This is a genomic window from SAR324 cluster bacterium (genome assembly GCA_015232315.1).
Taxonomy (GTDB): Bacteria; SAR324; SAR324; order SAR324; family NAC60-12; genus JADFZZ01.
The window spans coordinates 53,112-74,750 of record JADFZZ010000024.1; the positions used below are offsets into that span (position 1 = coordinate 53,112).

General features: G+C 41.0%; 18 protein-coding genes. 9 read left to right on the top strand and 9 right to left on the bottom strand.

Annotated features, from left to right (window positions below):
- Positions 1-307: 307 nt before the first annotated feature.
- Entirely contained in the window at positions 308-1,948 is a 1,641-nt protein-coding gene (locus HQM11_14990; protein MBF0352336.1) for an aldehyde dehydrogenase family protein, read from the top strand.
- A 264-nt stretch (positions 1,949-2,212) separates the two neighbouring features.
- Here the strand turns inward: HQM11_14990 and HQM11_14995 are convergent, their stop codons facing one another.
- Together HQM11_14995 and HQM11_15000 are read right to left on the bottom strand one after the other, a co-directional pair.
- A complete protein-coding gene (locus HQM11_14995) occupies positions 2,213-2,947 on the bottom strand; it encodes a hypothetical protein (protein ID MBF0352337.1) in 735 nt (244 codons plus the stop codon).
- Positions 2,948-3,102: 155 nt separating this feature from the next.
- Positions 3,103-5,379, bottom strand: a complete 2,277-nt coding sequence (locus HQM11_15000) for an adenylate/guanylate cyclase domain-containing protein (GenBank protein MBF0352338.1) — start codon at positions 5,377-5,379, stop codon at positions 3,103-3,105.
- A 90-nt stretch (positions 5,380-5,469) separates the two neighbouring features.
- On the opposite strand from HQM11_15000, the gene HQM11_15005 reads away from it, so the two are divergent.
- Positions 5,470-5,820, top strand: a complete 351-nt coding sequence (locus HQM11_15005) for a phosphomannose isomerase type II C-terminal cupin domain (protein MBF0352339.1) — start codon at positions 5,470-5,472, stop codon at positions 5,818-5,820.
- Positions 5,821-5,981: 161 nt separating this feature from the next.
- On the opposite strand, the gene HQM11_15010 is transcribed toward HQM11_15005, so the two are convergent.
- Both HQM11_15010 and HQM11_15015 read right to left on the bottom strand, forming a co-directional pair.
- Positions 5,982-6,341: a hypothetical protein gene (locus HQM11_15010; protein ID MBF0352340.1), complete on the bottom strand. Its 360-nt coding sequence runs from the start codon at positions 6,339-6,341 to the stop codon at positions 5,982-5,984.
- Positions 6,342-6,378: 37 nt separating this feature from the next.
- On the bottom strand, positions 6,379-6,795 hold the full coding sequence (locus HQM11_15015) for a TerB family tellurite resistance protein (protein MBF0352341.1): 417 nt from the start codon (positions 6,793-6,795) through the stop codon (positions 6,379-6,381).
- A 291-nt stretch (positions 6,796-7,086) separates the two neighbouring features.
- Here HQM11_15015 and gcvT point away from each other — a divergent pair, with 291 nt between their 5' ends.
- From gcvT to gcvPA, 3 genes are all read left to right on the top strand, one after another.
- Positions 7,087-8,187 (top strand): glycine cleavage system aminomethyltransferase GcvT, encoded by a 1,101-nt coding sequence (gene gcvT, locus HQM11_15020; GenBank protein ID MBF0352342.1) that lies wholly within the window; start codon positions 7,087-7,089, stop codon positions 8,185-8,187.
- A gap of 90 nt (positions 8,188-8,277) precedes the next feature.
- Positions 8,278-8,667: a glycine cleavage system protein GcvH gene (gcvH, locus tag HQM11_15025; GenBank protein ID MBF0352343.1), complete on the top strand. Its 390-nt coding sequence runs from the start codon at positions 8,278-8,280 to the stop codon at positions 8,665-8,667.
- A complete protein-coding gene (gcvPA, locus tag HQM11_15030; GenBank protein MBF0352344.1) occupies positions 8,664-10,022 on the top strand; it encodes an aminomethyl-transferring glycine dehydrogenase subunit GcvPA in 1,359 nt (452 codons plus the stop codon). The genes gcvH and gcvPA overlap by 4 nt, the downstream gene beginning before the upstream one ends.
- Before the next feature lie 6 nt (positions 10,023-10,028).
- Here gcvPA and HQM11_15035 read toward each other — a convergent pair whose 3' ends face one another.
- The 5 genes from HQM11_15035 to tig form a co-directional block, all read right to left on the bottom strand.
- On the bottom strand, positions 10,029-11,228 hold the full coding sequence (locus HQM11_15035) for a U32 family peptidase (protein MBF0352345.1): 1,200 nt from the start codon (positions 11,226-11,228) through the stop codon (positions 10,029-10,031).
- Between the two features lie 7 nt (positions 11,229-11,235).
- Positions 11,236-12,225 (bottom strand): adenosine kinase, encoded by a 990-nt coding sequence (locus HQM11_15040; GenBank protein ID MBF0352346.1) that lies wholly within the window; start codon positions 12,223-12,225, stop codon positions 11,236-11,238.
- A gap of 65 nt (positions 12,226-12,290) precedes the next feature.
- Positions 12,291-13,544 (bottom strand): ATP-dependent Clp protease ATP-binding subunit ClpX, encoded by a 1,254-nt coding sequence (gene clpX, locus HQM11_15045; protein MBF0352347.1) that lies wholly within the window; start codon positions 13,542-13,544, stop codon positions 12,291-12,293.
- 43 nt (positions 13,545-13,587) lie between these two features.
- The gene (gene clpP / locus HQM11_15050; protein MBF0352348.1) at positions 13,588-14,190 is read right to left on the bottom strand and encodes an ATP-dependent Clp endopeptidase proteolytic subunit ClpP; all 603 of its coding nucleotides are present in this window, start codon (positions 14,188-14,190) and stop codon (positions 13,588-13,590) included.
- 15 nt (positions 14,191-14,205) lie between these two features.
- A complete protein-coding gene (gene tig / locus HQM11_15055) occupies positions 14,206-15,510 on the bottom strand; it encodes a trigger factor (GenBank protein MBF0352349.1) in 1,305 nt (434 codons plus the stop codon).
- Between the two features lie 310 nt (positions 15,511-15,820).
- Between tig and HQM11_15060 the strand changes: the two genes are divergently transcribed.
- The 4 genes from HQM11_15060 to HQM11_15075 are packed head-to-tail and all read left to right on the top strand — an operon-like array spanning position 15,821 to position 21,631.
- The gene (locus HQM11_15060) at positions 15,821-16,756 is read left to right on the top strand and encodes a chemotaxis protein CheV (GenBank protein MBF0352350.1); all 936 of its coding nucleotides are present in this window, start codon (positions 15,821-15,823) and stop codon (positions 16,754-16,756) included.
- Between the two features lie 14 nt (positions 16,757-16,770).
- A complete protein-coding gene (locus HQM11_15065; GenBank protein MBF0352351.1) occupies positions 16,771-17,166 on the top strand; it encodes an Hpt domain-containing protein in 396 nt (131 codons plus the stop codon).
- A gap of 25 nt (positions 17,167-17,191) precedes the next feature.
- Complete coding sequence (locus HQM11_15070) at positions 17,192-17,647, top strand: hypothetical protein (protein ID MBF0352352.1); 456 nt, start codon at positions 17,192-17,194, stop codon at positions 17,645-17,647.
- Between the two features lie 15 nt (positions 17,648-17,662).
- Positions 17,663-21,631, top strand: coding sequence for a GAF domain-containing protein (locus HQM11_15075; protein MBF0352353.1), 3,969 nt, complete (start codon positions 17,663-17,665; stop codon positions 21,629-21,631).
- Positions 21,632-21,639: the final 8 nt, after the last annotated feature.

The following is a 21,639-nucleotide window of genomic DNA, read 5'->3' on the forward strand; positions in this document are numbered from 1 at the left end:
GTGGGGGTGATTAATCAGGGTTTGGGGGTTTTATCAAAAAAACTGTTCTTGAGAACAGACGGCAAGAGATATCGCAACTTTTGTTTACAAAGACAATTTGCTTGTGAACCTCCCGATACTTTTTCAACAGTATCTCCGCAGAAGAAAATATTCTGGCTTACGGTTGACTTTTAACTGTGTTACATTTTCAAAAATTTTTGTCAACTTCAGGAAATGTCCGGCATTTTCTGAGGATTTTGAAACACCTCCGCTGTTTCACTCAACACTCCACCGGATTTGTCACACCAGTATTCATCATAGGAGATTTATGTCAGAAAATTCAGCAAACCAGCATAAACCACTCATTTCTACCGTTTTGTCAGCCAATCCGGCAACGGGTGAACTTCTGGGGGAAGTACAATGCACACCGCTTGAAGAAATTCCCCAAATTTTCAAGGAAGCTCGAAAAGCCCAGAAAGTCTGGGCGGCGATGTCGTTCAGTGAACGTGGAAAACGTATCCTCAAAATCAGGGATTATCTGCTGGATCAGGGTGAAAATATTGCCAGGGTGATTTCCAAAGAAAATGGAAAAACCATTCCTGACGCGTTCAATACAGAAATTTTACCCTCCATCATGTCCTGTGACTGGTATGCGCACAAAGCTGAAAGTGTCCTCAAGGAAAAAATCATCCCTCTGGGCAGTATCATGACCTTCAACAAACGCAACCATCTGTTGCGGATTCCCTATGGAGTGGTTGGCATCATTTCTCCCTGGAATTATCCCTTCGCCATTCCCTTTGGTGAAATCATCATGGGATTGATGGCCGGAAATGCGATTTTATTCAAGGTGGCCCGCGAAACTCCACTGGTTGGTGTTGAAATCGAAAAAGCGATAACCGCCGCGCAATTACCCAAAGGCTTGTGCCAGCATATCGTCGGCAGTGGCAGTCAGGTGGCAACGTCATGGTTCGAAAACGGAATTGATAAAATTTTTCTGACAGGAAGTGTTGGCGCCGGAAAAACCCTGATGCGCCAGGCCATTGATTCCATGACACCGCTGTCGCTGGAACTGGGAGGGAATGACCCGATGATTGTTCTGGAAGACGCACCGATTGACAGAGCGGTGAATGGTGCCATCTGGGCAGGATTTCAAAATTGCGGACAAAGCTGTGGAGGGGTGGAACGGGTGTATGTGCATGAATCGATCGCGGAAGAATTTCTGGCAAAACTGAAAACAAAAACTGAATCGTTACGTCAGGGCGTGGACCGGGGATATTTTGATGTGGATCTGGGTTGTATGACCACGACGGGTCAACTGATGACCGTCAAGGAACATGTGGATGAGGCACTGGCAAAAGGCGCAAGAATCTTTGCGCAATCGAAGCCTGTGACCGACTGGGATGCCAAACTTTTTTATCCTGCCACGGTGCTGGTGGATGTGACACATGACATGCTGGTCATGCGGGAAGAAACCTTTGGTCCTGTTCTGGGTGTGATGACTTTCAAAACTGAAGAAGAAGTGATTCGATTGGCCAATGATTCTCATTTGGGGCTGACATCCTCTGTCTGGACCATGGATACAAAACGAGGCCGCCGATTGGCTGAACAGCTTGAGACAGGGGTGACGACCATCAATGATCACCTTTACACGCATGGAGGGGCGGAACTCCCCTGGATCGGCTGGAAACAAAGCGGAACCGGTGCCACTCATTCCCATTTGGGACTGGTGGAAATGACCAAGGCAAAACTGGTAAATTATGACATTGTTCCCCACATTCCAACGAATCTGTGGTGGTTCCCTGTACGCAAATTCAAGTATGAAACCATTGTTTCCGCACCGAAGATTCTGTTTGGAAGTGACATGAAAAACAAAACAAAATCCATCCGCAGGTTGTTGCCTCAGTTGATGAAAGATCCTCAACTTCGTGAAATGACCACCATGTATCTCAAGGCAAGGATGCTTCAGTGATTTGACTGACTCAGGCCGGATCAACATCTGGTCAGTCCTGAATCCACGAGAGGCCCCTCCCCCTTCGGCGCTCCTGCGCCCTTTCAGGATGTTTATGAATACTCAGGCGATTGCCTTAGGAACGGCAAAAGAATAAGTTGTAAACATTTCCCAATCCAGTCTCTCCTGTTCTGGTCTGTAGAGACGTGCTATAGCGCGTCTCTACGTGTGCCCGACAGGAAATATAGTTCGGAGAAATTATCTATTTTATTTTTCGAATGTTCCTTAGTTGTCTTCCTCAACCGGTTCTTCTGGAACTGTTGGTTTTTCGTGATTGGTGACCCATTCCCAGAATACCTCCCGAAAGGATGGATTCAGCAATAGACTGTTGACCAGTCCAGCCAGAGTAGTGCCTTTGGGTTCTTCTATTTCCATATAAAAATCTTTCAACAATCGCTCCAGAATCAGAAACGGATAAATTCCGGGGAGCGAAACTTCGATAAACTGAAAATCCTCTGGTTTGTTCAGGTCAATCAAATAAGAAATAACGTTTCTCTGATCAGTCACATTGGTTCGAACAATCGATTGAGAATAGCTTCGTTCGTAATCCAGTCCGTAATCAATTTGCAGTTGCTGGCGAAACACTTCTCCCTGCCTGAACATGACAATCACGCCATTCGAATCATTCCAGGCTCCTGAAACTTTCCCGTTTGATCCACAAGTCAACGTTGAACCGGGATAACGTTGATTCCATTCTTCCAGAGTGTTCATTTTTCCAGAGGCAGAACCTGACACACATTTTTTATTGAAAAACAAAGTGTTCTGGGATGCATCAGAAATCATCTGCTGAATAAGCTGAACTTCTGTCACGAGTCCAGGTGTTATCTGGATTTCCTCAGGGGGATCTTCAGGGGGAAGTTCTGGTGGATCTTCCTGTGCCTGGAGTGTCACCACCAAACCTGCGAGCATTAACCATAAACAGAGAATATATCTGAAATGTTTGATAGTCATCGACATCATAAAACCTTTTCCCGTTTACAATTTGTCATTTTGGCGAAGGATAAATCTTGTGCACCACGCTTTAACATCACACGTCGCTCGTACCTCACTCTGTCTGTTCTGTGGTTACGAGGCAGGAGGCGCCTCGTAACAGAAACCTGATTAATCGGCAAAGATTATTTACTGGTTGCGGTATAAACTTTATCCCAATCTGCTGGTGGAGGGGTTCGCATGAAGTTGTGGCAACGTTCAATGAATACTCCGGAAGGTCCATCTTGTGGTAGAATTTTAAGCACCTCTTCGAATTTGGCAATTCCCTGTTCCCATTGACATTGACGGTAACATTCCAGACCTTCCGCAAAAAGTTTAAAACCCTGTTCTTGCTGTGCTGTCAAATCTCCAACCCGGCATATTATTTCATAAATACGAACAGGCTGATTGATTCCAATAACTCGAATAAGATCAAGTTCTCGACCAACGATGGTATCCCTGCATTTCTCATAAGTCATTTCAGACATCATGAGGGTTGATTTATAAACCTTATTGGTACCTTCCAATCGGGCTGCGAGATTCACTGAATTTCCCATGATGGTGTAATCAAAACGATTTTTGCTACCCATGTTTCCCACAACCATGCGTCCTGTATTCAAACCAATCCGCTGGGCAATATGAACGCCCCATTCTTCTTTCCATTTTGGACGCAATTCAGCAACCCGGCTTTCCATTTCAAGCGTGACCAGTGCGGCTCGTGTGGCATGATCTTCGAAAGGAAGCGGCGCCCCAAAAAAAGCAATGATGGCATCCCCTTCAAATTTATCAACTGTGCCATCATATTTCATGATGATATCAGTCATTTCTGTGAGGTATTCGTTGAGGAGATGTACCAATTCATTGGGGGTTAATTTTTCGGAAATGGTAGAAAAACCAGCCACATCAGAAAACATTGCCGTCAGAATTTTTTCTTCTCCACCGAGGGACAATGCTTTGGGGTTGTCCATGAGTGTATGAATAACAGTGGGGGATAAGTATTGTTGAAACGCACCTTTGATGAATCGTTTGTCCTTGTCTGAAACAAAAAACATATATTGTGTTACACCTGCGGCAACCAAAACCATATCCACTGCCACATAAACATAACTTGGCCAGTTGAGCCAGTAATTGACACAATATTGATGAAAATAGGTGTAACTGATGAGTAAAAAGAAAAACATTCCGAGTCCATAAATCAATTTGATTCGTGGAAACACCAACCCGAAGATTCCTCCTAATGCCAAAATAACCAGCAACGTATATAAATGATTGAACAAGCCGAGTTGAAAATATGTGCCTGAAAGAAAGTTATCCAGGGCATTTGCATGCACCTCAACTCCAGCATAGGCTTCCGAGACAGGAGTAACTCGCAAATCAAGAATTCCAACTTCAGTGACACCCACCAACACCATTTTGCCCCGTAATTTTTCAATCGGAATTTTATGTTCTATAATATCTACAATGGAATAATGGGGAAATGTGGTAGCCGGGCCTTTATAATTGAGCAGAATTGAGCCGTCAGGATCTGGATAGATGACAAGATCTCCAACCACGATGCTGGAAACACCAAATTCCTCAGCATTGATACGGATACTGCTTTTCAAATGGTTGGCCAGCATTTTTAGACTGAGAGAGGGATAATATTTGTTGCCTGCTTTTCTGATGAGATGTAGTCTTCGTACCACACCATCTTCGGAATCGATATCCACATTAAAAAAACCGAATTGGGTGTTTTCAGAGGCAATTTGGGGGATCGTCATTTCGGGATAAATTTCTTCTGGTACTACAGAAAGTTGATCGAGCCATTCAAATCCCTGAATCACTGATATGGCACTACCTTGTAAACGCTGTTGTTGCGCAATGATTTCTTCGGTTGGAATGTGGCCGATTTCTTCATTATAACTCATGAAGACATAACCCAACACGGTTCCAGGAGCCTTTGCCACCTGCTGTCCCATGAATAAATCTCCATCCAGTTCATATTCATACGACTGTAATTTTTTGAGATAATCCTGACCAGCAAATGTTTGAGAAAGTGGGTTTTTTTCAAATTGTGTCCGAACGTTATGCGCCACATTGACATCCGCGTCATTGGGTTCAGAAAACACAATATCAAAACCAATAGTGCTGGCCTGATAATATTCATTGAGGCTTTGGATCATTAGCCCAATGTACTTTCTGGACCAAGGCCATCTTCCATATTTGTCAATACTGGGACTGTCCACTGCGGCCACTACAATCTGATCACTGTGTTCAATGGTTCCACGTCCTTTTTGAATCAGATCAATCCATTTTTTATCCATCATGTTCAAGAAACTGGTGGTGTCCCCGATGTTCAATAAATATAAGACAATCATTCCGGTTGTCATTATTCCAGAAATTTTATTGGGGGTCATTCTTAAAAATTTTTTAATAAATTTCATAATCTTACAATATTATGGGTTGTGCCAGGAGATTAATTAGTGTTAACGTATCAACAAGTATTTTATTGATTTGACATGAAAGGAGTTGTTATGTCCCAGTTAGAAACAGATCATCGCCCCTGGGGGTATTATGAAGTGTTGTCAGATGAGTCTGACCATAAGGTTAAACGTATAGTAGTTTATCCAGACAAACGGTTGAGTCTTCAGCGACATCAGAAACGTCAGGAACACTGGTTTATTGTTTCCGGCACTGCCACAGTGACAGTTGGTGAATCAGAAATTTTACTGAAAGCCGGTCAATCGGTCAATATTCCAATGGGATCAGCTCATCGTATGACTAATTCCGGAATAGAAAATATGGTATTTATAGAAATTCAGACCGGAAGCTATTTTGGTGAAGATGATATTGAACGACTTCAGGACGATTATGGTCGTAATTAGTCGCTGTCGTGTGATTGAGAAATGGTGTCATTTCCACCAACTGGAGAAATCTTGATTATTGTAAAATCAGTAACTCAAGAAGTTAATGATCCCACACATCCATTATGAATGACACCTAAACACAATTTCGCGATAGAGACTCATTACCAATAATTCTTCATCTATTCCTCAACTACATGGGATAATAAATCATCCATTTTAGAGTTTTTCTCTTTGGATTCCTCCCTTAAAAATCCTGTTAAACCTACCACACTGTAACGCCCTTTTTGTCCTGTTCGGTGGTGGGTTTCAATATATTGATTGGACTCAAGTTCCTTGATCGCATTTACGATACTGCTTTGACTATGGTTTAGTTTTGATGCGAGAACCTTGATAGAAATATCAATATAAGTAAGATTTTCAATAACACTTTTGCAACACAAATAAGAGTATACCTTGTATTCAATGGGATGAATCATCCAATCCTGATTTGCTTCAAGCAAAAGATCAGGCAACTTTTTTTTGTCTATTTTTATGGTCATAATCAGTTTCCTCCCGCATAATGTCCTGAAGTTTAGATCAGTGTGACAGTTTCTTGATGTTATTGATGATATTTTTCACATTGCCTTTGATCTTATCAATGTCTAACTGTCCTCCCGCTTTGAAATAAGGATGTTCATTAGGATTCATTCCCACTCGTTTCATGATTTTTGTGATAAAATCTTTTTCCTTGTCTTCAAAAACACCATCGGCTCCAGCTACAAGCGCAAGAACATCTACAAGCGCGTTTTTCGCATCGTTGGAAGTGACTTCCTGAATCATTTTTTCAACCGAAGATTTTTGTCGTATCAATTTCTGTTCATCATCTGTGACATCAATTGAGTTGAATAATGCGGTCAGGACTTTTTTCTCACTGGGGTGAAGCTCTCCATCAGCTCTGGCCATATGGCTTGCCAACACCAGAATATCCAGATATTGCTCACGGTTTATATCCATAAGGTTCTCCAATTCTTGGCTGTGAATGGCAGGATTTGCTTCCTGCATTTTGAATATTAAAAATAGATGACATTTTTATTGAACACATTCGATCAACTTTGAAAAGATAAAATTCACAGTATTTTCAGCACCCCTATGATTCAATAAAAAACAGTAAGGGCTAATCATTTGGAATCAAAGGTGTCGAAAATTATTTTGCTGGCTTCAAGTCTTTCTGTTAGGATGCGATTTTTTTATCAGAAAGATTCCACTCATCAAAAAAATAAATCCAATTTTTATTCAAGGTTATGTATGTCAGATCAATCCTCTCAGGTCACTCCTTTGTTCCAGAAACACATTGACAGTGGCGCAACCATGGTCAATTTCGGTGGATGGAAGATGCCTGTTCGTTATTCAGGTGATAAAAAAGAACATTTTGCTGTTCGTGAGCATATTGGCATCTTTGATGTCAGCCATATGGGGGAAATCTGGGTTAAGGGAAAAAATGCCCTTCCCTTGCTCCAATATCTCACATGTAATGATGTCAACACGTTGTATCCCGGGCGTATTCAATACAATGTCCTCATGTCCAGACAGGGGGGCGCAATCGATGATATTCTGATTTATTGCAGGAATGATAAAGAATATCTTGTGGTCGTAAATGCTTCGAATCAGGAAAAAGATTTTTCCTGGATGAAAGAAAACAACCGGTTTAATGCGGATATCTCCTATGAAAGCGAGAATTACGCACAGATCGCTGTTCAGGGACCAAAATCAATTGAACTCATGTCCGCGTTGGCAGGCACTGATTTATCTGGACTGAAGTATTATCATTTTATTGAAATGGAATTTCAGGGTTTTCCTGTTATCATCAGTCGAACTGGCTATACCGCATCAGATGGTTTTGAAATCTATATGGCACCAGGAAATGCTCCTGTATTATGGGATATACTTATTGAAAAAGGTCAGCCCTATCAATTGATTCCATGTGGGCTGGGGGCTCGTGACAGTTTGAGGGTTGAAGGGAAGATGATTCTATACGGGAATGATTTGAATGAAGAAACAACAGTTTTGGAAGCAGGACTCGGATGGATTGTAAAACTGGAAAAAGGGGAATTCATTGGGCGTGATGTTCTGCTCATGCAGAAAGAAAAAGGCCTAACCAAAAAATGGGTTGGTTTTGAAATGCTTGATAATGGAATACCTCGACATGGATATCCAGTTATTCAAGATGGAATTAAAATCAGTGAAGTGACCAGTGGGGTTTTTTCCCCAACTTTCAATAAACCCTTAGGCATGGCCTATCTTCCAATTGAACTCACTAAAACCGGAAGTGTAATCGAAATAGAAATTCGTAAAAAGCTGTTTAAAGCACAAGTCGTGGCAACCCCCTTTTATAAAATTCAACGATAATATTTTTTTACTGGATTCTACTGTTTATTTAGGCTTAGATGTCCTCGTTTTTTATTTTATTCCATCAATTTTCTTATGAATAGGAGACTCATGAGCGAAACTCCAGCAGAGTTGTTATATACCAGAGAGCACGAATGGATTCGGATTGACGGAGATCAGGGGTATATTGGGATCACATTTCATGCTCAGCATGCCCTGGGGGATATTGTCTTTGTTGAACTGCCAGCAGCAGATGAAGAAATTGACGCAGGAGATGAATTTGGAACCATTGAATCTGTCAAGGCTGTTTCATCGTTGTATATGCCAGTTTCAGGGAAAGTGCTTGAGGTCAATTCTGAAGTAACCCAACAACCAGAACTGGTCAATGAAGACTGTTATGACGCATGGTTGCTCCGTATTAAAATCACCAACAAAATTGAAATTGATAACCTTCTCAATGCAGAAGAATACGAAACGTTTTTATCGGAACTGGATGAATGAGATATATTCCCAATAGTGCAGAAAAACTTCAGAATGAAATGTTATCTTCCATGGGTATTCAATCGATGGAAGAACTTTTTTCATCAATCCCTGAAAATGTTCAACTTGGTCGTGATCTCAAGATACCCCTTGGTATGTCAGAAAGTGATGAACTTGAACTATTTCAGAAAATATCGCTTAAAAATACCGGTGCGAAATTGACCAGTTTTCTGGGAGGCGGCAGCTATGATCATTTTGTGCCGCTAGTCATTGATTCACTGATATCCAGAGCAGAATTTTTCACATCCTACACTCCCTATCAACCTGAAGCCAGTCAAGGGACCCTTCAGGCAATTTTTGAGTTTCAGACGTTCATCACCATGCTGACCGGAATGGAAGTCGCAAACGCGTCGATGTATGATGGTTCAACCGCATTGGCTGAGGCTGTGCTCATGGCCAGTCGTTTGAAAAAGAATAAAAGACAGGTTTTATATCCTGAAACCTGTCACCCGCATTATATTGATGTTCTCAAGACCTACACCCGCAATCTGAATCTTGAGTTGATTCCTGTTCCCTGTAAAGCATCTGGACAAATTGATGATGATTTCCTGATGCGATATCTGGGGAGTAATACATTATGTCTGATTGTCCAGCAACCCAACTATCTGGGTGTGATTGAAGATTTGCATCGTTTAGGTGAATTGTTAAAATCGCAAGACGCGATGTTCATCTGTTGTATTTCTGAAGCAATCAGTTTAAGTGTGCTGGAACCTCCAGGAAACGCAGGCGTGGATATTGTGGTTGGTGAAGCCCAGAGTTTTGGAATTCCATTGAGTTTTGGCGGACCATATCTTGGTTTCATGGCGACAAAGGATGAATTCAAACGTAATCTGCCAGGTCGTATTGTCGGAAAAACACTGGATATTGAGGGGCGTGATGGATTTGTTCTCACTTTATCCACTAGGGAACAACATATTCGCAGAGAAAAGGCTACCAGTAATATTTGTACCAATCAGAATCTGATTATGATGATGGCCACCATGTTTTTAACCTTGATGGGAAAAAAAGGGCTGAAAGAAATGGCTTATCAGAATGCGGCTAAAACCAGTTATCTGAAATCATTGATTGAACCACTGAGCAGCTTTAAATTTCCATACAGTGGGCCTGTTTTCAATGAATTTGTGGTGGAATGCCCCAAACCAGCGTCTGAAGTGATCCTGAGTTGTCTTCAAGACAAAGTTTTGCCTGGAATCGATCTTGGCAAATATTATCCTCAATTACCAAATTATTTACTAATCAATGTAACGGAAAAACGCAAAAAAGAGGAACTGGATCAATTGGCCGCCTGTTTCAAGGCTATTGATATGGGGGCGTGATTAAAATCAGGAGTTGGGTAAAAATCGAGCGACATTCAACTCCTTGATGCCTTCCATGCTTGATGAGTAGGGAATCAACACAATAGTGTTGGGATTTGTTTTTTTAATTTCTCTATTTCTAATATTTTGCATTCCTCGAGTGCTGATATGGTGCAGTACTCCTTCGAAATCAAGAATTTCAAGGATGCTGTTTTCCTCAAAGGTATTTTGAGTCATTAAAACCAGATATTTATCAGGAACAACATCAACCACAGTTCCTGCATATTCAAAATTTGTTTCAGAATATCCCTGTCGATCTCCATAAAATACACTGGTGCTGTCTGCGGGCTTTATTAACGAAGCCTCAGTATATCCCCGATGTCTCACCTTAAGAAGTTCCGTTTTCCAATGCGTATCGTGGTGTTGCTCGTGATCTGAAAGAACTGATCTTAAACCATTCACATAAGACATCACGGTTGTCGCAACGTATAAATTGCTTTTCATTCTTCCTTCAATTTTTAAACTATCGATTTCATACTTTACAAACTTCGCTAGTTGATCAATACCCTGAAGATCTTTCGAACTCATAAAACTTTGAGTGATAGATTCCTGCTTGTGATTTGTAAAGGAATATTCAAATCGACAACTTTGGACGCATCCTCCCCTGTTGCTATCTCTTCCCGCTGTAAAATTGGATATTGTGCAATGTCCTGAGTACGCCATGCACATGGAACCATGAATAAACATTTCGACATCAATAGCCGCCATTTTTTTGATGTCAGCCGCTTGTTGAATGGAAACTTCACGACCGAGAACAATTCTCTCGACGCCAAGATTTTTCCATAATTTCGCGGAGTATTGGTTGAGGCAGGAGGCCTGGGTTGATAAATGGACAGGGATGTTGGAGTTTGTGGTTATAAAATCCACAACGCCAAGGTCTGAGACAATAGTTCCATCGATATTTATGGACTCAAGGAACTGAAGATATTCTGGAAATGTTTCAAAATCCTGATCATGAAAAAATGAATTTAAAGTAACATAAATCTTCGCACGGTGTTGATGTGCGAAGGTGACGCCTGTTTGCAAATCTTCATCTGAAAAATTATCGGCTCCCCCTCTCAGTCCAAACCTGTCTCCTGAAAGGTATACGGCATTGGCACCGTATAGGATCGCAATTTTCAATTTTTCCAGATTGCCTGCGGGAGCCAGAATTTCAGGAAGATGCATTTAATGTTCAAGAAAACAGTTGTTTCATTTTTGATTTCATATCCGTTGTGCACCGAGGTCCCAATTGTGAGATGACTTCCGCTGCCATCATTGTAGCAATTTGACCACATTCATTTATGGATTGGCCATGGGTAAGTCCATAAAGAAATCCTGCGGCAAACGCATCACCAGCACCTGTGGTATCGATCACTTTCACTGTCTGTGAATCGACATAACTTTGAACTTTGTTGCTTGAAATCAACGCACCTTTCCCACCCAATGTCAGGACCACAGTTTGCACATTTTCCGTCAGATAATCCATGGCGGTTTGGGTGTGGTTTGTTTCTGCCAGAGCGAAGGCTTCCTCCTGGTTACAGAATACGATATTGACATATTCTTTGAGTAAACTTTTAAAGTCCGCAGTATGTCTGTTAACACAAAACGCGTCTGACAAACTCATGGCAATTTGGGTATTATGTTCTTTTGCTGTTTCAAGGGCGTGTTTTACAGCGGCCTTCTGAGAATCTGTATCCCAAAGGTATCCTGTGAAATAGAGAATCTTTGCGTTTTTAATCACATCTTTCCGTATGTCATTTTCACCCAAATCCTGACACATCCCAAGGCAAGTGTTCATCGTTCGGGATCCATCAGGATTGACCAGCACCAGACTACTGCCGGTCATCCCACTTGCATATGCGACAAAATTTTCAACTCCCGCGAGAGTGAGCTGTTTCTGATATTCCGCACCGTGCTCATCATCACCGGTTTTTCCCGTAAAACCTGCAGCGCCTCCTAATTGACAAAGTCCAATCATTGTGTTTGCGCAAGACCCACCCGGGGCCGTTGTGACTTTGTATTGGGCCTTTGCCAACTTGTTAAGAATCTCTTTTTGACGGATTCTATCCACCAAATACATGCGGTTTTTTTCAAGACTCAGTTCGTTGAGAAATGCTTCAGGAACGTGAACCAAAAGGTCAATAAGAGGATTCCCAATGCCATAGACATCCAATGTTTTCATAAACATCCTGTAAAATGAGGGATTAATCGAATTCAGGAAATGGCTGGACCAAGCCAGCCTTTGGATCAGCCAGCTTTCGCTTTGCGGGGTGCTTTACTCAAAACCAGTTTAGGTGCCGACTGTTGGGTAACCGTGGTTTCAGTTACGACACATTCCTTGATATCATCGCGGGAAGGAATTTCATACATCACATCAAGCATTAATTTTTCCATGATGGAACGAAGTCCTCTGGCGCCAGTCTCCCGTTTTACAGCTTCTTGAGCAATGGCCTTGATGGCTCCCTGAGTAAAAGTCAATTGGACACCTTCGATGTTGAACAGCTTTTCATATTGTTTGATGAGCGCATTTTTAGGCTCAACCAAAATCTGGATCAGTTGCTCTTCTTTAAGATTTTGAAGCGAACAGGTTACTGGAAGTCGCCCGATAAACTCGGGAATCAAGCCATATTTCAACATATCTTCCGGCTCAAGTTGAGCCATCAAGGCTTCATAATCATTTTGCTTCTGGGGAGAGTTTGAATGCCCAAAACCGATGGTATGCCTGCCGATTCTTCGACTGACAATATTGTCAATTCCCACAAAAGCACCTCCACAAATAAACAGAATGTTTGTTGTGTCCACTTGAACACATTCTTGTTGAGGGTGCTTTCTTCCGCCCTGTGGTGGGATGTTGGCAACAGTACCTTCAATAATCTTCAGCAACGCCTGTTGAACGCCTTCTCCTGAAACATCACGAGTGATGGATGGGTTTTCACTTTTTCGGGTAATTTTATCGATTTCGTCGATATAAATAATGCCCTGTTCAGCGCGTTCGATATCGTAGTCAGCATTCTGTAGTAATTTTAATACGATATTTTCAACATCTTCTCCGACATAACCTGCTTCAGTTAGAGTCGTCGCATCGGCCATAGCAAAGGGAACATTGAGTATCCTTGCAAGTGTCTGTGCCAGTAAGGTTTTACCCGTTCCGGTTGGTCCGACAAGCAGAATGTTGCTTTTTTGCAACTCTACATCATCATCATTATAATTTGCCTGAATCCGTTTGTAATGGTTATAAACAGCCACCGACAAAACTTTTTTCGCTTGTTGCTGTCCCACTACAAAATCATCAAGAACAGCTTTGATTTCAGAAGGTTTTAATAAGGTTTGCCGTTGTTCAACAACACGATCCTTATGCCATTCTTCTTCCATGATGTCATTACAAAGTTCAATACATTCATCACAAATGTAAACTGTAGGTCCAGCGATGATTTTTTTAACTTCATCCTGGGTTTTCCCACAAAATGAACATCGTAACGGAGTCTCCTTCAGGCTACTCATATTAATCCTTTCTCCAATACGTAAACTTTCCCCTGTTGATCAATTATGAAGAAACCAGTTCCAGGCCACGTGTTACCATGACTGAATCCACGATACCATAGGCTTTGGCTTCATCACTTGAAAAATAGAAATCTCTTTGTGTGTCTTCTTCAATCTGTTCAGGTGGTTTATGAGTATGTTTTGCGACAATGTCATTCAACTTTTTTTTCACACGAACCATCTCTTTCGCCTGAATACTGATATCCTCCGCCTGACCGGAAAAACCACCACTGGGTTGATGAAGCATGATCCGTGCATTCGGTAATGCAGAACGTTTTCCAGCCGTTCCCGCAGCCAGCAAAACAGCACCCATACTGGCTGCTTGCCCTAAACAGATAGTCTGAATATTGGGCTTTAGATATTGCATGGTATCATAAATAGCCAAGCCTGAAGCCACAAAGCCACCCGGGCAATTGATGTAGAGTGAGATATCCGCATCTGGATCCTCAGCTTCGAGAAAAAGGAATTGGGCAATGATTAAATTTGCCACATGATCATCAATTGGGGTTCCTAAAAATATAATCCTATCTTTAAGCAACCGGGAATAAATATCATACGCCCGCTCTCCTCGATTTGTTTGCTCTACAACCATTGGTATGAGTGTCATATTATTCTCACCAGATTATTCGTGTGAATGTGCTTCTGCACCGGAATGATGATCGTGGTCATGAGTCAGGGATTCGCCCAGAACTTTTTCCGCGACAAATTTCAATATTTGTTCTTCATATACTTTTTGTGCGGTGATGTGATAAAAATTACGGCCTAAGGGGGATTCTATCATTTGTTCAGGATTACTTCCAAACATCCACGACATCCTTGCAAAACGCTGAAGAACTTCATTCTGGTCAATTTCGATGGACTCTGAAGTGGCAACACTGTCCAAAATATAGGAAAGTCTCAACTCTTTTTTATAGGAATCCATGGCTTCGGAAATGTCTAAGGCTGGAGCTTCTTCGGAATTGGAGTCTTCCTTGTTTTGTTTAAGTAATTCCTCTTCTTTCTTTTTTAGAAGTATTTCGGGAAGATCAAAATCCGCATATAATCCAGGAAGTTGACTCTTGATGGCTGCGTAATATTTTTCCAAGATCAGGAAATTTTTTTGATGTTGAATCTCATGGCGGATTTCTTTGAGGAATTCTTCCTCACTTGATTTACCAAATTTTTCATAGAAAGCCGCATTCACTTCTGGCAACTTCCTGTTTTTTAAACTCTTTAAAGTTATCTGGAATGATACGGTTTTACCTTCATCCTCTCCATAAAATTGATCCAGTGTGATAGGCGATGTTCTGGTTTCGCCAACAGTCATTCCTTCAATATGAGGGAGCAAAATTTTAACTTTGCTATTCACTTCTGTACCAAGAATAATTTGAGCATCTGCAACGGATCCATTCTCATAGGGTACATTATTGATAGTTGCATTTATATCAACGAGGACTTGATCACCGTTACCTGCGGCATTTCCTGCTTCTGCCTCCAGCCACTCCGCATTTTCTTCTCTCATCCGTGAGATGTGTTCCTGAATATCTGCATCAGTTATTACAAGTTCCTCTTTTTCAAGTTGAATTCTTGAATATTCTGGTTTTTGAAGTGTCGGTTTTACTTCAAAACTCATTTTACAGGAAAATGGTTTGCCCTGTTCAAAGTTGATCTCATCAACAGTGGCCTGAGTGGCCGGATTAATCCCTTTTTCATCAAGTGCTTTTCCATAGTATTCCGGGATAACCTTTTCAAAGGCTTCAGCCTGCATAAATTCCTTGAATCTTTTTTCAAGCCAACCTTTAGGAAATTTCCCAGGCCGGAATCCTTTTACTTTTGCGGAGCGGATTTTATTGAGTACGGAATTGTAATGAGGGCGAATTTCTTCTAAAGGAATTTCAATGGAAATACTGCGTTTAAGTTGTCCCAAATCCTGAATTTCTGACTGCATAGGAATTTTGCCTTGAGATGAATTGATATTTAAAACCGCATGATTAATACGGTTTCAGCACTTTAATGGAAGGAAACGAAATTAAAAACAATCCATCAAATGACAAGTTTTAATTTTGCTTGAATTTGAGCCTATCGAGTAAAATTTAAACCCAGATAAGGCCTGAAATGGAGAACTCTTGATTTAGTACGTTACAAAATAAAAAAAATGAATTATGTTCATTTTTAATGCGTTTCCTACCATCATATCGATGGCTATCAGGATGACATCAATTGCAAAATAATACGTTGGTGACCAATCAGGGGAATTTATGGAACAAGAAATACTTCTTGAAACTGGAACGAATGAATTTGAAATTCTGGAGTTTTTTATCACCGAAAACTCACCCTCTGGAAAAATGATACCTAATTATTTCGGGATGAATGTGGCTAAAGTCACTGAAGTCATTGAATCTCCAAATCTTCAAAGCAGTGACTATGCGGTACATCCTTGTTTTTTGGGAACGATTCCTTTGAGAGGGGATGTTTTGCCAGTGCTTGATTTGAGTATCTGGTTGGGAATGGATCGTAACAAACATGAGCATGAAAACATTATTGTTACCAAATTCAGCAATTCCATGCAGGGATTCCTTGTTTCCGGCGTGGTAGAGATCCATCGTTTGACATGGAAAGAGTTGATTCCACCGGGAACATTCATGCAATTGATGAATAACAAATCAATTATCGGGATGATCGATGCCGGGGATCACTTTATACAATTACTGGATCTGGAATATATTGTGACCGATCTGAATCCAAACCATGCTGAGAGCGATTGGCACACCACAGTCAAGGCCTCAAATGAATATAAGGCTTTAGTGGTTGAGGATTCCCCCACAATCCGCAAAATGCTACAAAAAAATTTATCGGCCTCCAATTTTAAGATAAAAATGGCAGCTAATGGGGAAGAAGCCTTTGGAATGTTGAAACAGTTTTTGGCTCAGGCAGAACGGGAAGATAAAACCATCAAGAATTTCGTTGATGTGGTTATTTCAGACATTGAAATGCCACTCATGGACGGTTTTACCCTGACCAAACAAATCAAGCATAATGCAGGACTGAGAGATTTACCCGTGATTCTTTATTCTTCTATCATTACTGATGAATTACGTCATAAAGGAGAGTCTGTGAAAGCGGATTTTCAGGTTTCTAAACCAGACATGGATATAATGGCTGAAAAAGCAATTGAACTTATCGAGCGAACTTGAAAAACAGGCAAAATATGGATTTTAGAGAAGATGAAGATGTTATTGAAACGTTTATTGAAGAAACACTCGGCCATCTGGAAATCATTCAGAATGGAATTATGTCTCTGGAAAAACAGGGACAGAACACGGATGACAAACTCATTCATCAGATCTTTCGAGAAGCTCACACCATGAAAGCCGGGGCAAATCTTCTGGAATTAAAAAATATTGAAAGACTTGCCCACCATATGGAAGATATTCTGGATCTTATCCGCAAGAAACAAGTTGTTGTGGATAAAGACCTGGTAGGAGCTTTTTTACACGGTCTTGATACCATCAGAGACTTATTGGATGATATACAGGACAGTGATATCGCTGATATTACTGTTATTCTCCAGAAAATAAAAAGCGTCATTCCAGTATCACAATAAAAACCACTCTAAAAAAGGGAGGAACATGTCAACACTATCAATCCAGTCCAATGAAAAGGATGGAATTTTTTATCTATCCGGTGAAATAGACGCTCATACGGATTTATCACTCCTGTTTGATTCACAGGACGATCATTTGACGCTGAACTTGAAAGGAGTGACTAATATCTATTCAATTGGCGCAAAAAAATGGCTTGAAGGCGTGAGAGATTTACGTCGAAGTGGCAAAGGATTGATCTATATAGAATGCTCCGAAATTTTTGTGGAGTTTTTTAACATTTCACCAGCCTTTACCCAGGATGTCAGAATTCAATCCTTTGAAGTAGCATTCATGTGCGAAAGTTGTGATCAATATAAATCCCAAATGATTGTTCTCGGCAACAACCTTGCTTTTGAACAACCAACCATAGTTTGTCCTCAATGTGGAACAGAGATGATCACTGAGGAGGAAGATGTTTTCCGTTTTTTGGAAAATCTCTAACAGCAATCAATTGTCATGAAATTTCCTTATTTATTGAATCACAAAAAACAGGGGTTGAAAGCCTGTTTCCTGCCGTTTAATGTTCTCCGGTATTTTCCTGTCCATACCATTATTTTGTTTTTATTATTTTTTATGGGTTTGTTCCTTGATGGAAGGGATGAGATCCAGGCAATGCCGGTGACAATCACTGATGGCACTGAAAATTATAATCTTGGATCGGTGGTGGATATTCTTGAAGACAAGGATGGAACAACTACCATTGAGCAGATTATCTCAGCAGAATGGTCGAATCAATTTATCAAGAGTTCAGTCGATATTCCAAATTTCGGATTTACCCGCTCCGTGTATTGGGTTCGCCTTGAACTGGATCATGATTCCCCACTTGATACCAGATGGTTTCTGGAGGTTGGTTATCCTCTCCTTGATCAGATTGTGCTTTATTCAAAAGATGAATCAGGAATCTGGCAACAGACACTTACCGGCGATACCTATCCCTTTTCACAAAGGCCGTTGAATTTCAGAAATTTTGTTTTTCCACTCAATCTGGAAGGCGGTCAGTCAGAAACCCTGTATTTAAGAATAAAAACAGAAAGTTCCATGCAGATCCCGCTCAATCTGTGGTCTCCTGACAAATTTGCTGAACGCATCAATCGAGAAGTCTATGGTCTGGGCATTTACTATGGAATCATGCTGGTCATGATTCTTTACAATCTGTTTATCTATGTTTCAGTCCGGGACATCGGTTATTTGTTTTATGTTCTGTTTATTACGCTTTATGCACTTATTCAATTAGCACTCAATGGTTTGGCCTTTGAATATTTATGGCCTGAGTTTCCTTGGTGGGCCAATCGGAGCATCCCATTTTTAATTGCGACGGGTGAAATTCCCTTGCTGCTGTTTACCAGAAATTACCTGAGACTCAAAGATTACCTGCCCCGCACTGATCAGTTATTCAAAGCGTTGATTCTGATACATGCTGTTTGTACCTTGTTACCGTTTGTAGCAGGTTATTCTCTGGCAATTAGAATCATAATTTATCTGGTTGTGGTGATATGTCTGGCAATGACATGGGCTGGTATTTCCACGCTGATGAAAGGCTCCAGGGAAGCACGTTTTTTTCTATTCGCATGGGGTGCTTTTTTTCTGGGAGCTTTGGTTTATTCCATTCAGAAAGTTGGTTTGATTCCTCCAGGCTTCATCACAGAATATGGAGTTCAATTTGGTTCAGCGGGTGGTGTCATTCTGTTGTCTCTCGGGTTGGCCGACAAAATCAATGAATTGAAAAAAGAATCTGCGCAAGCACAGGCTCATGCTCTGGAAATTCAACGACAGGCCAATGAACGTCTGGAAAAAAAGGTGGCGGAACGGACCTCTGAACTGAATCTTTCACTCACACAGGTGGAAAAAGCCCAGGCGCAATTGACAACTATCAATGACATTGTGAAAATCATCAACAAGGAAACAGATTTTGAAATCATTCTGGAAAGTATCCTTAAAACATTTTCATTGCTGATTCCGAGCGCTCAAAGAGCATTTTGCATGATCATGGACTCAGAAAATAAGAATTACATCATCGAAAAAACACTTGTCTTGTCAGCAAACGATTTTCAAACCATGACTCTGGGAAGTGAATGGAATGAACTCTTTTATACACACGTCACCCACTACATTGAATGGGCCGTGATTACTGAATATTCAGGGGTTGTTTCATGGAATCTTTATGCGGAATCAGCGACTCCTCAATCCGTACTTTCTGTTCCGGTAACGTTGAATGGTGAAATCGCCGGATTTTTTCATTTTGACAACCTGGATACTCCAGATGCCTTTCATCCGGAAATGTTTGCGATGATCGGAGATTTGACCGAACACATCACTTCAGCATTTTTAAGATCCAGAACACTGAAAATATTGAAAGAAAATGAAATCAGGCTCGAAAAAAACGCACGCTCTCTCAACCGTGCGTTGAGACAGGCACAACAGCGGGAAGAGACCATTGTTCAACTCAATCATCTGATGAAATCGGCTAATGAAACACTTGATTTGAATAATTTGATCAAGGCATTGCTCGAGGGAGCCCTGATTGATAAATATGCGATTGATGGCGCTATCGTTCATTTTGCCGATGTCGAAACAAGAACTTTGGAGTTTGCGGCTTTCTATAATGTATCAGGCCGCTATGAACATTTTTGTAATGATCTGGATCAATATTCATTTTTTCTGGATAAACCTGATACGCCTTTTGGGAGATCTTCCGTCACAAAAAATCCAGTTTACCTCAGAAATGTTCCTGAAGATCGCCAAACTATTGAAGGGCCGTTAAAAGATCTCAAATTGAGGCATGTTCAGTCCCTGTTGATTTATCCTCTCATTATTCAGGGGGATGTGATTGGAACAATCAGTTTTTTTTCAGCGGATTATGAACTGAAACTCAATGAACAACATCTCGAAAACATTCAGGGTTATATTGATCATATTGTGACACCTGTGAACAACATCCGTTTGTATGAAATTAGTCAGCAGGACAGAAAATTGATAACCCGGATCAATCAGGTGATGCAGACTGTGAATGCTACGCTGGATCTGGATGAAGTGATGGCGGCAGTCAAAGCGGCTCTTCAGGAAATGTTCACCTTTGACGCCATTGGAATTCAATTGGTTGATGAAGTTCGTCAATATTTGAATATTTACAGAATTTATGGTGATTCCATTTCAGAAAAACAGGTGAAACGCTGGAGCAGCATTCCTATTTTGATTGATGGCAGGGACAGTCTGAGTCTGTATAGTCTTCACATGAATGGGCCAGTGTATGTGCCTGATGTCAATGACGATATACCATTGGGACTTGTTGATGAAAAAATCCGGGAAAGTTTTCGGTTTGTTTCTTTACTTTGTCTCCCTTTGACTGTGCAAAACAAGGTAATAGGGGTTATTTCATTTTATAACAGTGGTCATGGTTTTTCATTGAGTGAAATCCAGATTGCACAGATTCAGCGGTATGTGACACAGATTGCCGCCACCATTCATAATGCGAGACTTTATGATGATTTGAAAAGTACCAAGATCCAATTGCTTGAAACTGAAAAAATCGCGGAAATGACCAAATCTTTCGAGCGATTTGTGCCCAAACAATTTTTGAACAGGATTGCGAAAAATGGTTTGGATCGCATTGAACTAGGCATGGCGGAAAGTGATATCATGACCATTTTATTTTGTGATATCAGATCGTTTACAACGCTTGCCGAAAAGATGAGCCCACAGGAATTATTAAATTTCCTCAATGCCTATCTGGATCGAATGAGTAAACCCATTCATGTTCACAATGGTTTTGTGGATAAATTTATCGGGGATGCGATCATGGCCTTGTTTGATAATCCAGGGGGACCACCAGAAGTGGAGGCACAAGGTGCCGTTGATGCGGCTATCGGTATGCAGGAAACCCTGAGGATATACAATGAACATCGAAGATTTTCTGGATATGTGCCTTTGTCAATTGGTATCGGAATTCATACAGGCCCAGTGGTCGTTGGTACGGTAGGCTCAAGGGACAGGATGGATTCAACCGTGCTTGGGGATAATGTGAATCTGGCCGCAAGGCTGGAAGGCTTGACCAAATATTATGGGGCAAAAATCATCATCAGTGAAGACACCATGAGGTTGCTGGAAAGCATCCGTCAATACAAGTACCGACAATTGGACTGGTTAAGAGTTAAGGGCAAGGCAGAGCCTGTTTCAATTTATGAAATTTACAGTGCCGATGATGATGATATTCAAAGGTTGAAAATGAAATCGGAAAGATTTCTACGCAAGGGATTGTTCAGTCGGTTCAAACAACAATGGGATGAATCCATAACCAGCTTTCAGGAAGTGTTGGCCATTAATCCGAAAGACAAAGCTGCTGAATTTCATATTAAAAATTGCCTGTATTTGAAAAATAATCCACCTGAACAGGGATGGGATGGATCCATCAGTCTGGATTCAAAATGAAATCGACT

What these genes read in the sequence shown, in the direction of transcription:
- gcvT (MBF0352342.1), top strand. Translation starts at nt 7,087, where the DNA reads ATGTCAGATCAATCCTCTCAGGTCACTCCTTTGTTCCAGAAACACATT.
- HQM11_15010 (MBF0352340.1), bottom strand. Translation starts at nt 6,341, where the DNA reads ATGACCATAAAAATAGACAAAAAAAAGTTGCCTGATCTTTTGCTTGAA.
- HQM11_15000 (MBF0352338.1), bottom strand. Translation starts at nt 5,379, where the DNA reads ATGAAATTTATTAAAAAATTTTTAAGAATGACCCCCAATAAAATTTCT.
- HQM11_15060 (MBF0352350.1), top strand. Translation starts at nt 15,821, where the DNA reads ATGGAACAAGAAATACTTCTTGAAACTGGAACGAATGAATTTGAAATT.
- HQM11_15065 (MBF0352351.1), top strand. Translation starts at nt 16,771, where the DNA reads ATGGATTTTAGAGAAGATGAAGATGTTATTGAAACGTTTATTGAAGAA.
- clpP (MBF0352348.1), bottom strand. Translation starts at nt 14,190, where the DNA reads ATGACACTCATACCAATGGTTGTAGAGCAAACAAATCGAGGAGAGCGG.
- HQM11_15015 (MBF0352341.1), bottom strand. Translation starts at nt 6,795, where the DNA reads ATGGATATAAACCGTGAGCAATATCTGGATATTCTGGTGTTGGCAAGC.
- HQM11_15035 (MBF0352345.1), bottom strand. Translation starts at nt 11,228, where the DNA reads ATGCATCTTCCTGAAATTCTGGCTCCCGCAGGCAATCTGGAAAAATTG.
- HQM11_15005 (MBF0352339.1), top strand. Translation starts at nt 5,470, where the DNA reads ATGTCCCAGTTAGAAACAGATCATCGCCCCTGGGGGTATTATGAAGTG.
- tig (MBF0352349.1), bottom strand. Translation starts at nt 15,510, where the DNA reads ATGCAGTCAGAAATTCAGGATTTGGGACAACTTAAACGCAGTATTTCC.
- HQM11_15075 (MBF0352353.1), top strand. Translation starts at nt 17,663, where the DNA reads ATGAAATTTCCTTATTTATTGAATCACAAAAAACAGGGGTTGAAAGCC.
- gcvPA (MBF0352344.1), top strand. Translation starts at nt 8,664, where the DNA reads ATGAGATATATTCCCAATAGTGCAGAAAAACTTCAGAATGAAATGTTA.
- HQM11_15040 (MBF0352346.1), bottom strand. Translation starts at nt 12,225, where the DNA reads ATGAAAACATTGGATGTCTATGGCATTGGGAATCCTCTTATTGACCTT.
- gcvH (MBF0352343.1), top strand. Translation starts at nt 8,278, where the DNA reads ATGAGCGAAACTCCAGCAGAGTTGTTATATACCAGAGAGCACGAATGG.
- clpX (MBF0352347.1), bottom strand. Translation starts at nt 13,544, where the DNA reads ATGAGTAGCCTGAAGGAGACTCCGTTACGATGTTCATTTTGTGGGAAA.
- HQM11_15070 (MBF0352352.1), top strand. Translation starts at nt 17,192, where the DNA reads ATGTCAACACTATCAATCCAGTCCAATGAAAAGGATGGAATTTTTTAT.
- HQM11_14990 (MBF0352336.1), top strand. Translation starts at nt 308, where the DNA reads ATGTCAGAAAATTCAGCAAACCAGCATAAACCACTCATTTCTACCGTT.
- HQM11_14995 (MBF0352337.1), bottom strand. Translation starts at nt 2,947, where the DNA reads ATGATGTCGATGACTATCAAACATTTCAGATATATTCTCTGTTTATGG.